The organism is Paenibacillus sp. FSL H7-0735 (genome assembly GCF_038008505.1).
GTDB lineage: Bacteria > Bacillota > Bacilli > Paenibacillales > Paenibacillaceae > Paenibacillus_AQ > Paenibacillus_AQ odorifer.
Map to the genome: position 1 here is coordinate 1,089,687 of NZ_JBBOZH010000001.1, position 12,838 is coordinate 1,102,524.

Genomic DNA, 12,838 nt, shown 5'->3' on the forward strand with positions numbered 1-12,838 from the left:
AGGAGGATAAGCATATGAAACCAGTAGTAAGAGAGCATATACAGCAGTTGGATGTATCACTAGGCGGCGGGATTGTCAGCGATAAAATCAGGGTGGATACGATTGATAATCCGATCCTGATCATTGGACTAGGCGGCACGGGCATTGATGCCCTGCTGCGTCTTAAATATCAGATTAACCGCCGCTTTAAGCTGCCGGAGGATCCGATATCCAAGAAGAAACGGGACAAGCCGGATAATGTGGAATTTCTAGCTTTTGAGACGAATGAACAGGATCGCGGAAAAAAATACAAAGGCATTGGGCTGGACCCGCAAAATGAATTTGTACTGTTGGCGAATGCTGAAATCGGCGGACTGCTACAGAACCGTAGTATTCTCGATTCTTATATTACAGATTGGCTGTCACCTGAGTTAAGTATTACAGATGGTATGAATGGTGCCGCTGGCGTGCGGCAGGCTGGACGTCTGCTTTTGTTCACCAAGATTAATCAGGTTGTAGGTGCGATTGATAAGAAGATCAAGACGTTATCCGTAGGCACTAACAAAAAGCTGATGGTCTTTCTGCTGACAGGTCTGTCGGGCGGTACAGGCAGTGGGGCTTTCTTGGATATTGCCTATATCGTACGCGGTATTATTGAACGTGACTACGGATCAGCCGGTATTGACCGTGTGAACACACTGGGTTATCTCTTTACACCTGACGTGAACCTGTCTAATAAAAGTCTAAGTGAGCACACGCGTGAATATATTCGCAAGAACGGTTATGCAGCGCTAAAAGAGCTGGATTACTGGATGAATGTGGACAGTCGTGGTGAGCGATTCCAGCAGCAATACGGTAATATTTTGACGGTAAATTCACCGCTGCCTCCATTTAATCTATGTCATTTGATCTCTGCAACGAATACCGAGGGTAAGCTGCTGGAGAATGCGTACGATTACTGTATGAACGTAACGGCGGAGAACATCACGAACTTTATGGCGAGTGAAGAAAAACAGTCTGGTGAAGAATTCGCCATCCATGACTATATCAGTAATATCCGCACCAACATTGCGCAGATGAACAAGACCTACCCAGCTAACTATGAATACAACATTATCGGTGCCTCGTCTGCTGTGCTTCCGATTGAGGAAATGACGACTTACCTGGCTTTCCGCTTGTTTGATAAAATGGAAAAAATGTTCCAGCAGGCCCCTGGTCAAGAGGATGTAGAGAAATTCGCACGTAAGCTGGGGATTGATCTCGACAGTATGATCAAGACGTTTGAATCCCGTGTGCCTGAGCCGTTGCCAGGCTACGAGAACAGCGAACGCTTGAGCCATGCCAATGTTGTTAAGAATCAAGTGGTAAGCATGGATACAGAGCTGGAGCAGAACTTCCTGGCTCGTGCCCGTGAAGAATATATCAAATCGAAAAAGCAGTTGCCTGGCGAAATTGTGGGACGTTTCAGTGAAGAGCTGGAGCGCATCTTCCTGCACCCAGAGCAAGGGCCATTCTACGTTTCCCGCCTGCTGTATACCGAGAAGGGCTTCTGTATTTTGAAGCTGATTCAGTCTTATATTGAGGCTTTACGTGAAAGCTTGTTGCGTTTGCCACGTGATATTGAGACGGCTCAGGACAGTGCGGATGAGAAGCTGAGCGATGCCCGCAGTGCTTTTGTCTCCAAAGAGAAGAAGAAAAATGCCTATATTGAGGCTAAAATCAATGAATATTGGCTGCACGCCGATGTAGAACGCACTGAGCAAATGATTCAATTTTACGAGGACTTATATGAGCTCTTAAACGATGAGAACAGCCGGATTTACGGTGTGTTTACAGAGATTCTTAGTGCGCTTAGCTCGATTTTTGCCAAAAACGGGGACATCCTTATCAATGGCGAAGAGCAGGCAGACTATAAAGGAAACAAAACTTATTATTGGAACATTGTGAACGTGCCGGATATTTCGGCGACCATCTCCAAGATCATGGATCAGAAGGACGGCGACGACCTGATTCGCGACTTCACCCGTGAAATGCTGAAGCATTCCGGACGTTGGGTCAAAGAGCAGGAGATTGATATCGTCCGCTCGATTTCGGAATTCCTTAGCGATAAGTTTGGGGATCTGATTACCCGTTCGATGGAGGATTTCCTTGTGATGAAATTCGGACATGAAGAGCCGCTGGATAAATTCGTTGAGCGGATTATTGCCGGTAAATTGGACGAAGAGGCTGTGCCTACCTTCCACCTTAGCAATAGCTCGGGCAGCTTACATTTCCCATCATGGGGTTTCGTTTCCGTGCCTGTTAAAGCGCCGGGTATCCTAAAAGGGATTCGTAATTATCAGAATAATGCGCTTGGCAAATCGCAATTTACGATCAAGGAAAGCCAAGTGAAAAACCGTATTTTCTGGCTTAACACACGTAACGGTGTGCCACTTTTCGTATACACGCCGCTGCGGGTGTTTGAAGAGAACTATGAGCGGACCATTCTCGACAAGGAAGGGATTGGCCGCCATCTAGTGATGACGGATAAGAACAACTGGACGTACCTGCCTTCTCCGATTCCGGAAAAATCATGGGGCGACACTTACGTCAATTCTCGTGTACGTGATTATAACGCTAGAGTGCGTGCAGACTTTGCAAAAGCGCTGGCAAGTGGAGTCATTATTGAAAAAGGTGTAGATGAGAACACAAGTAACAGATATTCTGTTGTGTTCACCAAACCTTTTGATCTGGACACCATTTTGAGTGGTTTCGATATGCAACTGCAATCCACACGCCCGAATCTCGGTGAAGTGAAGAAGGCGGTTGATGAGCTGAAGAGTCTGCGTGAGAAGGGCTTGGAGCGCGAAGGCATTAAAGATATCTTTGGCAGCATCAACAAGGACATGGCGCAGGAGAATCTCATTCGTTCACCGCAGCTGATTTCACGTGTTCGTGTGGAGTTGGCCAAATATGCTGAACTGACTGCCAAAGCCGCTGAGCTTGAAGGTGTGCTTCATCAATATCTGGACGAAGATAAGTGGATGGATCAGTTCATTGAAGCTTTGTATACGGACAGCATTATCAAAAAAGGCGCACTCTACGTTTATGACCGTGATGAAGAAGAGGACGCTTGGGAGCCGTTTGCTAATTTGATGAAAGAGCGCAGCTACGTAGAGTATGCCGTGTATCGGCACTTCCGGGAGCTGGATGAGAAGAGCCGCAGCGTACTGCTGCGTAAGGCAGCGCGTCGTGCAGGTGAAATGACTGCCGCTGAAGACGTTACCCCGCTGCTCTATAAGCTGGAAGGACTGTATGTATCATTCCTGGAAGCACGCGACAGCTTGGAGTACGAACGGGTTGAGTATGAGAGCGGCGATGAGATGTACGGATTCTACAAGAGCATGACTAGCAAGCTCGGCAGTATCCGCAGAAAGTTGAAATAGGCCTATGATCAAAACACAGGCATTATCTTATGGTGAACAATATGCGGTACAGGAAGAGGCACAGCGCAGCAAAGGGGATGGACGCAGCAGCATCCATTACCCTGCCCTGTTTCTGTTCGTAGGCGACAAGGTTGCTCCGGCCATCGGTCCGGTGCTGGATAGCTGCGAACGAAAATGGGATAACGCCGGCGGGGTTATGGCATTACATGCTGTGTCAGGTGCGGAAAAAGAGGGAACAGACGGAAGCAAAAGTAGATCTGATGCGGGAGGAAAAGACCGGGTGCTGGCCATGGCCTTGCCGGAAACGGCAGGGTCAGATCCACGCACTGTGCGTCATGAACTTTACCGCAAGTTTCATGAGGATACACGTTATCTTGCTGAAATGAATAAAGTTATCCGGCGGCTGAGCAACAGTATAGCGGATTATGGACGTCTATATTCATCTTTTGACGTCATCCATCTCTCTATCATTACGCGGGTTGATGATCCGCTTAATGTATTGCTGCCGGAAATTACACTGCTGGCTCGTGCTGTACTCGGCCAGTCCTTTAAGTCCGTACAGACAGATCTCTACGCTCTGATCAATGAGCGGGAGCAAGGGGATAATTTTGGATATTCCAGCTCAGTAGGGCTGGCTTTTCTGCGTGAATTGGACAGAATGCAGGCTACGGACTATAAGTTTAATGCGCCGTTACTTGTGACGGAAGACGGTCTGTCGATTCCAGTTGGCCATGGTCCTTCCGCATTATTTGACCTTGTGTATCTGCTCTCCGATAAAAATGAGCGCGGTATGATGTCTGCACACGGTATGGATGACAACTACGAGATTATTTCTCATATTAGTCTGCTCAAAAATCGGGTCCGCCCGGCTTCTGATCAGGCTACTGGTCATGGCGGATATAACAATATGACCTTCAAAAGCGGCATCAGAGGCAGCACTGGAAGACAAGGCTACGCCTCTGCTGGCTTTTCCGGGGTAAGAAGACCTAATGTTCAAATTGCTTTGGCAGTGCTGTATCATGCGTTCCGGCGGCTTGTCTCCGATATGAGTGAGGGCAGTTCGTGGACTATACGTGAACGGCAGGCGTTGTTAGGGCTGGACCCTGACAGCTTGCGGGAACACGCGGTACAGCTACTTCCGGAGAAAGACGGCCTGAATGAAATGACGGGTTTAATGAGTCACGGACGCCCTTCCTATAATGAACTGAAGCAGCTGTCACTTCGTGAAGCTGAACGGCAGTTGTTCGGTGAAGGGGGCGAAGCTTATTTCCGCAATAACTTTGTGGCAGAGTCAAACCGGAGAGTAGAGGGAATGAATCCATTACGCCAATGGCGCACTATGCTGGCGGCACAGGAAACATCTACGCCTGCGGTAAGCTTTTATCAGCTTGCGGAGTGGACGGCAGATCGTGATGAAGCCGGAAGTGTGCTCCATCTTTTACGTCAGCATATGGCAGGCTTGCGTTCCGCGATTCTTTCCATGCAGGAGGAGCTTGAGGATCTTTATGCAGAAAGCGTGGAGCGCCAGCCGTTCCAGCGTGTGCCGCTTTTTGACAAAAGAACAGTACGTAACTTCATTCATTACTTATTCTCAGCCGTATATGGCAAAAAATATGAACTATTGGGCCTAGAAAGTGAGCTTGCCCTATGCAGTCGTTTGGAATCTGCACTTGAGCAGCTTCATATGGAAAGTATGGCTCGTGTGAAAGCTATGGAGACTTTGGAGGAAGAATTGCGTATTACTGTTATGGACAGCATTGGGCGAACAAACGAAACAACAGGCCAGAACGTAATGGAATACTACCGCGTAGTCACAGAAGAAGTGATGAAGGATATCGAAACCCGGCGTGGACCTGGAATATTCTTCAGTGAGAAGTACATGGGCAGTATCTCCAAGCTCTTAGAACAAGGGAAAGAAGCTGTGATTGAGCGTTTGATTGATATTTGCCGCCGGGAGCTGCTGACAGCAGAACCTTTCAATTTATCTTTTGAGGAAGAGCTTCTGCGGCGTGCAAATGTTGCGGCAGCCTATGAGAATCGTCAGGTTCTATCGAGGGAAGAGCTGTTCAAGCGCTTGTATCATAATTTGGAAGAGGGCGCGGCCATTAATGTTCGGCTATTCGAATATACGCAAGAGCATCGTCATGAGGAGAAATATTTCTTCGGAGACAGTTCATCAGAATTCCTACGCTACGCATTTGGAGTGGATGAGACAACACGGATTTACCGGTTAGGATTCGTGCATGAGCAGCGGAGGAGCGGAGTGGAGAAGCTAAACCTGATGGGCGGCTTTCATTTAGAAGACCTGCTCTATTATCGCAACGGTAAGGTCTATTATGAGACTTATGCTCAGAATGGCTATCAGCTCCATGGGCTGAGTGAAGATCAGCTTCCTGAGATGCGCTGATGGCGTAATAGATGGGTACCCTCACTTTGAGTCCCTTTATTGCCTTTGTGCAATATTGATACAGTAGATTTAAGTAGATTTCTGGGATAGGGACATTTCTCCTTATTTCCAATGCACACTATGCAATAGAATAGAAATAGTTGTTCCTCCTACTCCATTCTATTGCACAAAGTGCAATCTGGGGGATGATAACACATCCGGGTAGCCTGTTTATCAGGCAGCATAACCCCCGGAATGTTTAAAGGATAATAGTACAATTCAGGTTTTCCCGGAAAGGAAGTATAACGATGCAGAGAAAAATCAATCTGCTGCTGCTCTTCTTCAGTCTGATCGGCGGCGGGGTCGCCTTTCTTTTTGGCGAATGGCTGCTAAGCTGGTATAACGATCTGCCTTCCATCCTGCTTGTGGGTATTTATTTTGCCATTGTGGCGCTGGGTGTCGGTGTAGGCTGCCTGCTTGCAGAGATGATCTCGCCACGACTGAACGGAGCTTCATGGAAACAACGCTACCTGGGGTTATCGTGGAAGCTGCTGCCTCTGATGATTGTTCTTGCACTTGGAGTTGGAGCCTTAACGGAGTTCGTTTATGAACTGAATTTTGGCGGTGCCAGACCGGTTAAGAATGTGGTGATGGCTATCGATGACTCAGGCAGTATGACACAGAGTGATCCTGATAATAGCCGGTATTCAGCAGCAAAAGCGTTAATTACAAAAATGGACACTGACAATAAGGTGGCCGTGGTGACCTTTAACAACGAAGCTGTAGTTGTCCAGCCTTTAACGCCACTTTCAAATTCGGAGAATCGTGAGAAGGTGCTGACTGCAATCGATAATCTGCAGCCAACCGAAGGCGGCACGAATATTAGCGGTGCGGTCTCGGAGGCACTCAAGGAAATTGATAGTGACGGCAAAAAAGACCAAGGAGCTATGGTCATCTTGTTGTCTGACGGAGTGAGTAATTTCGATACCACAAGAGAGTTGCAGGCTTATGTAGAGCGCGGTATTGCCGTGAATACCATTGGTCTGGGCCTGAATGATCCAGCAGGCAATCAGCTGTTGCAGGATATTGCGAGAGTGACAGGCGGACACTATTATGATGTCAAGGATTCAGCCCTTCTGGGCGATGTGTTCCAGCAGATCTATGACCGTCTGGGAGATCGGACGCTGCTAACTGAGCGCAGTGATTCAACGGCAGACAGTCCTTATTATGCTGCGGTTCGTATATTATCATTGATGTTGATGGGGGCTGCGCTTGGATTAGGTCTGGGAATTATGTTTGATAACCGTCATTTGGCTAAAAGCTTTGGGATTGGCGGCGTAATATCAGGCTTGTTCGCAGGACTGATTCTGGAATTTGGACTTAGCGGTGACTCCTTTACAGATAGTCTTATTCGTCTTCTGGCTGTTCTTATATTAGCTGCTATTATTGCATTATTTACAGGCGTCATTCCGGTAGGTGAAGGACGTATTTATCGAAATAGAAGAAACAATAACGCAGCGCCTGCACCAGCATCGGATAACTTTCCGGGTCGGCGCAGAAACCGGAACAGCAAAGGATTCTAGTGTAGCGGAAAGGGGTTTACAGTAATGAGGTACGCCGAGGTTAATGCTTCCGCTCCGGGAATAACGGATGTGACATCCCAAGTGGATGACCGATTCTGTACGCTGAGATGGCGCTGGCCGGACGGCGTGCAGGCGGTGTACATCCACAAAACCTCCGCAGAAGCGGCTGACATGGGAACCGGAGATGATCCGCCGATCGGTATGAAGCTCTACACTCGTGAGGAATACAAATCTAACAATGGTTATCGTGATCGATTGGATGAGATCGGATTGATATCCTATACGATATTTGCTCGTCTTGCTGAGAACGGTGAGACTGCCCTGGTGAGGCAAAATGATGGTGTGAACCGGGTGATGGTCAGTGCAGGTAAAGCCCGGATCTATTATTCCATTCAACAAAAAAAAGCCTTATTCGGAAAACAAAAGACCGTACATATGGCGATTACGGCAGAAGTGCCCGTGGCACGGGATGTCCTCTGTTATGTCAAGAAACGTGGAGGGCATCCGGCAGGGAAAGAGGATGGTATTCTCTTTCCCTTCGTCCAGGATTTCGCTCCTGGACGCAATGTACTTCCGCCGATTGAAATCGGTAAGGATGATTTTGTACGCATCTTTTTCACCGATGGCAAGAAATATGGGCTTTATTACGAATTGGTACCGGAGTGAGACTCGTTCTACGTGTACAAGCGGGTAATGAGCAGTGCGTTCATAGCAAGTACGTAGATACAACTTTTGGGAGGATGAGTAGATGTCTTTTTTTAGCCGTTTTATGAAAAAGAATCAGCCGGAGCCGCGGCCGCTTTTTTACGATATAGTGTGTCCGTATTGCTTCACCAAATTCTCTCCGGAGGATGTCGTCTTTCGGGCTATGCACAGCCGGGAGGACGATGAAAATTACGCATTGGGTGAGGATGACGCCTTGAACAAATACCGTGAGCGCTTCGGGCTCGATACGGTAGATGACATAGAAGCGATTATCAACCCGGCGGATATTCCGGAAGAATATCATCATTACACGGATCATGTGTTAACTGGGCTTACGGATCGTTACGGTGTGCTTACGCGCAGACGGCTTTGCCCGGCCTGCCATAATGAGCTGCCGGTGACTGCCGGGAAGGTGCCAAGTAACATCATCTCGATTATCGGGGCATCCCAAGTCGGGAAATCGGTGTATATGACCTCGCTGATCCACACGTTGCAGCATACTACAGCAGGTCATTTTGATGCCGCTTGTATGCCGCTTAATGCAGAGATTAGCCGTAAGTTCCGTACATTGTATGAAGAACCGCTTTTTGAGCGCGGGGATCTGCTGGCTTCTACACAGAAGGAAAAAATGCAGGAGCCTTTTATCTTTCAATTTGTCTTTAAGGATGAAAATAAACCGCCACTGACACTTGTATTCTTTGATGTAGCAGGTGAGGGGATGGTGGATCAGGATTATCTTGGACTTCATGGTCAGCATATCAAGAACTCTGCGGGTATTCTGTTTATGGTCGATCCGCTGCAAATCCGTTCTATCCGTGAAAAGATTCATATTAACATCGGTGACCGTCCCGGAGAATGGGTCTCACAATATGACGAGCCGCGCGATGTGGTGCTGACGATGTTTGGTGATTTTATTGCCTATCAGGAAAAGAGTAAGACAGACATTCCAACAGCGGTTGTGCTTGCAAAAAGTGATATGCTGCATTCGCTGAAGGATGAGGATGGCGATTATATCAAGTCCAACAGCAATGTGTTCAATAACTATGTTCATCGCAAAACATTAAACATGGACGAGTTCCATAACATCGACGGGGAAATTCGCAGATTTATTGGTAAGGTGGACAGACCCTTTAAAGATACGATGGATGTTTATTTCGCGAATACGGGTTATTTTGCAGTATCTGCGTTGGGCAGCAATCCTGTGAATCAAAAGATTGAGGGTGTAGTAAGCCCGATTCGTGTAGACGAGCCTTTTATTTGGCTGCTGCATAAGCTGAAGTATATTGAGGGGAGCGACGGCCCGTGAATGGTTTCTCAGGGTCAACAATCGCCCAACAGATGTATACCCGCGAACGTCGCGGAGTGTTTCGTTCCACAGAAGGCTTCGATACGGTAGCGAAATCAGATAGTCTAGACAATAATTTTGTGAAAAAAATCCTTCATCCCTTCTGCCTCTACGATGCTCCTGCGGAGTTGACCGCGCGTGGGGAGAAGGATGGGGCTGCATATCCTGGTGCGCTGCACCTATTTCATGCCGAGAACGGGGATACAGTTATTGGGCTTAGTCGTTATCAAGCGGCCGATTTCACAGGCCAACGAAGCGCCTTTTTTGCACATAACTATGTAGTTCCTGCTTCACGTTCCGAAGAAATTGTCCAGAGCTATGGGGACTGGCTGCATGCTGATTTTGCAGAGAGTTATACTGGAGAGCTTGGTGGAACTTTGCCGGAGCTGCCCTCTATTCCAGTTGTTCGCACAGACCGCAGCCCTGACCCAATCGCAGGCTTACGCTTGTTAGGGATTGATGAAGGGATATTCAAGGCGTTATTGCAAGCTGTGATGCTCTCTGTAGCAGGTAAGAAAAAAATCTACGTGGCTCTAAACGTACCTATCACGGAGTTGTCCGCGCGGGCGGTGGAGCTTACAGAAATTCTGTATAGCGTGCTGCCGTATGAATTCCGCCGTAGATTAGGCGTGATTACGTATGCGAATGAACCGCAAAGCCGTAAATATATACATCTTAGCTTTGTGGAAAAAGGTTCGCTGCGTCCCGGTGATCGCAGTATTGAGAAGGATTATACCTTCGATTTGGCTTCCGGACGGATGGGAAATGTCGATTTTGGTGAGTCCCGCCAGCCTTATGCTGATTTGGTGTGGAAGCTGTTACTGCTGAATCCAGGAGATATTAACGACTTTGTAAGCTTCGCCGATCAGATTCTGCGTGGAGAGAGTCCTGAGCATAAGCTATCCCTTGCTTTCTATAATGAGCTGGCTATATTTTATGAGATTGAGCAAGGGAACGAGCATTTATATACGGAGAATAAGAGTGCGGTGCTAAGTGGTTTGCTCTCTTACCTTAAACCAGACGGTGCAATTCATTCTAGAATCCGCTTGAACGATATTTTCTTAGAACGGTTCGACCGGGAATTTGATCTGATTCGGCAAAGGAATGTGCCAGATCCGGCGATTATGGAATGCTTTAAGGAGTATTTTGTACTTAAGGATCACAATTACAGGGTCAGAATCGTGGATTATTTCATCAATGGGATGCTTCATAGTGTGGAAGCGGACCGCAAGGATATCTTGAGTGCCGCTTACGGGATCATTGAGAGTAATGATGAGTTAAGTGGAGCCTACTTCCAGCGCGTGATGTCTGAAACATATTTCCGTAAGCAGCTACTTGAGCCTTATATGGAATCAAGACTAGCTGCGGCGTCCAGATCTGCGGATATACTGAGCTTTGTACTCCATTGGGGGCGGTTCCTGCCAGTGGCGTTAGAGCAGTCCTTTGCTCAAAATGCTGTGAAGGATTATTTGCTTGAAAAGCTCCAGCTGGAACATGATCCGGTGGCTTCTGTAGCGGAAATTCATGAAATTGTAGATAAGGCAGAAAAAGATCGCCGCAAAGGAACAGGAGTTGCTCCTAAGGCACTCTCCCTAATGCAGGATCTTGCTGCTTCAGCAGATAGATTCTTACTGAACCGCTTATCGCTTTCCGATATGACGCAGGAGGAGCTTCTGGAGGTAGTTTTTTTACGGTATGGTAATGTTGTCGATTGGCAGCCGCCACTGGATAGGATTAGCAAGCAGAAAGAGAATGCGCTGCGCGCCGCTTACCGCTGGTTTGGTGAAGAGAAGCCGAATGAGGAGATTTTTGCAGGATTGTCTCCGCAGGAACTAGACGATGTGCAGCTACTGGGTCGTCGTTTGCTAAAAGAGGCGCGTGTTCTGGAACCCTTTGAACGGCTTCCGCTAGCCTTCTACTATACAACTCAGCGTGAAGGTGGTCCGCTGGATTACGATGCGCTTCTGGAGCTGCTAAAGCGTAAAGCCGGTTCCGACAAAGAAATCATCTATCGGTTTTTTGCTTGGTCGCAAGGCAATCCTTTATTTACGGTTTCGAATAAAAAGCTGCAACCGGGTTACCGCAAAGCGATTCTGAAGTATTTCCTGAGCAGTGATCGTGAAGCGTTCAAGAATCGGGAATTCCGAAAGAACTATGTCGCGGCAGCTCGGCCTGCTCTGCAAAATGTGTACAATGAAGCCCGCTCCCAACTGGCTTCCCCGCTGGCGCGCTGGATCAGCCGCAGCCGATTTCGACTCTTAATCTCCGGCTCCATTACGGGTATTCTGGTGATTATTGCAATTATCGTATTCAGTATGCTACGCCCGGATGATACGAAGACTGCTCTGCCGGGGACAAGCCCTGAGCCGACCCCTGTTCAGAGTGCAGGTAATGAGCTGCCTCCGGCTTCAGTATACTTGAAGGATCAGAGCGACGAAGGAGATAAGGGGAGCAGCATATTGGTGTTCACCTTCGCAAGTGCAGATGACTGTGTGCAGTTTCAACCGACTGAGATTAGTTTAATGTCTTCGTCTACAGAGATAGATAAAAGCTTTAAGGTCGCTGCTACGAATGGCACTTGTCCAGTGCCGTCAACGGATGGGACGGATGAGGGAAACGCCGCTGACGATTCAGATGCCGCTGGCACTACTGGAGGAACAGCAGAAGGTGCAGATGCTCCTAACGCAGTAGCTGATGCTTCTCCGTCTCCTACGCCTTCCTCTGATACTGAGGACAGCACTGGGTTGCCTTCCGCAACAGCTGTGACTGAAGGTGAACAACCATCCTATCAGGTTGAGGTTACATTGGAGCCTGGAGCGACAATTCTAGAGAAAAGTATGATCAAGGCCGGAAGATTTACATTGATCGTAGATCCCGACCCTAATATTCCACCAGCTTCTGATTCAAGTGCTGAACCCTCCTCAACTGCAAGTCCGGAAGGAACAGCCGAATAACAAGCTTTCTGAACAGCAATACCTACCGGCAGGTGGTGTATTGCTGTTCATTTTTTTGCTGCCCATACTAAGCTTTTCTATAGACATGCTATGTATTAATAGATATGATTATGGATGTCAAAATAAGATACTACATACTGGAAAAGGTGCAGACTCTATCAATCTAGTCGTCTGCTTAAAAGGGAAGTCCGGTGCAAGAGTCCGGCGCGGTCCCGCCACTGTATGTGCGGAGTTTTTCTTCTATAAGCCACTGCCCCGAAGGTAGGGTGGGAAGGTGAAGAACAGCGATGAAGCATCAGCCAGGAGACCTGCCTTTTTCGTGAGCGTTTCTATTCTTCGTGGGGTAAGAATGTGGAACATATACAGATGGACTGTTGGCAGGAAGCAAGCGCCTCAGCCTCGATTTGTAATCTTCCCTGACCGCCCTCCAAAGGGGCGGTCTTTATGTTATGCGTCTTATT

At 47.9% G+C, this 12,838-nt stretch carries 6 protein-coding genes and 1 riboswitch; all 6 genes read left to right on the forward strand.

What is annotated here, in order from left to right; all coding sequences use genetic code 11:
* Positions 1-14: 14 nt before the first annotated feature.
* The 6 genes from NSS82_RS04765 to NSS82_RS04790 all read left to right on the forward strand — a co-directional run bounded on the left by NSS82_RS04765 (position 15) and on the right by NSS82_RS04790 (position 12,377).
* Entirely contained in the window at positions 15-3,404 is a 3,390-nt protein-coding gene (locus NSS82_RS04765; RefSeq protein WP_076274034.1) for a tubulin-like doman-containing protein, read from the forward strand.
* A gap of 4 nt (positions 3,405-3,408) precedes the next feature.
* Entirely contained in the window at positions 3,409-5,811 is a 2,403-nt protein-coding gene (locus NSS82_RS04770; RefSeq protein WP_081386791.1) for a transcription initiation factor TFIID, read from the forward strand.
* A gap of 287 nt (positions 5,812-6,098) precedes the next feature.
* Positions 6,099-7,373, forward strand: coding sequence for a vWA domain-containing protein (locus NSS82_RS04775; RefSeq protein WP_036680812.1), 1,275 nt, complete (start codon positions 6,099-6,101; stop codon positions 7,371-7,373).
* A 24-nt stretch (positions 7,374-7,397) separates the two neighbouring features.
* A complete protein-coding gene (locus NSS82_RS04780) occupies positions 7,398-8,039 on the forward strand; it encodes a beta-mannanase (RefSeq protein ID WP_076099551.1) in 642 nt (213 codons plus the stop codon).
* Between the two features lie 82 nt (positions 8,040-8,121).
* Entirely contained in the window at positions 8,122-9,384 is a 1,263-nt protein-coding gene (locus tag NSS82_RS04785) for a hypothetical protein (protein WP_038568871.1), read from the forward strand.
* Positions 9,381-12,377: a GAP1-N2 domain-containing protein gene (locus tag NSS82_RS04790; RefSeq protein WP_076099552.1), complete on the forward strand. Its 2,997-nt coding sequence runs from the start codon at positions 9,381-9,383 to the stop codon at positions 12,375-12,377. The genes NSS82_RS04785 and NSS82_RS04790 overlap by 4 nt, the downstream gene beginning before the upstream one ends.
* A 127-nt stretch (positions 12,378-12,504) precedes the next feature.
* Positions 12,505-12,707, forward strand: a riboswitch (cobalamin riboswitch).
* Positions 12,708-12,838 lie beyond the last annotated feature (131 nt).

Coding starts and splice junctions, on each gene's coding strand:
- NSS82_RS04765 (WP_076274034.1), top strand. CDS start 15: ATGAAACCAGTAGTAAGAGAGCATATACAGCAGTTGGATGTATCACTA.
- NSS82_RS04770 (WP_081386791.1), top strand. CDS start 3,409: ATGATCAAAACACAGGCATTATCTTATGGTGAACAATATGCGGTACAG.
- NSS82_RS04775 (WP_036680812.1), top strand. CDS start 6,099: ATGCAGAGAAAAATCAATCTGCTGCTGCTCTTCTTCAGTCTGATCGGC.
- NSS82_RS04780 (WP_076099551.1), top strand. CDS start 7,398: ATGAGGTACGCCGAGGTTAATGCTTCCGCTCCGGGAATAACGGATGTG.
- NSS82_RS04785 (WP_038568871.1), top strand. CDS start 8,122: ATGTCTTTTTTTAGCCGTTTTATGAAAAAGAATCAGCCGGAGCCGCGG.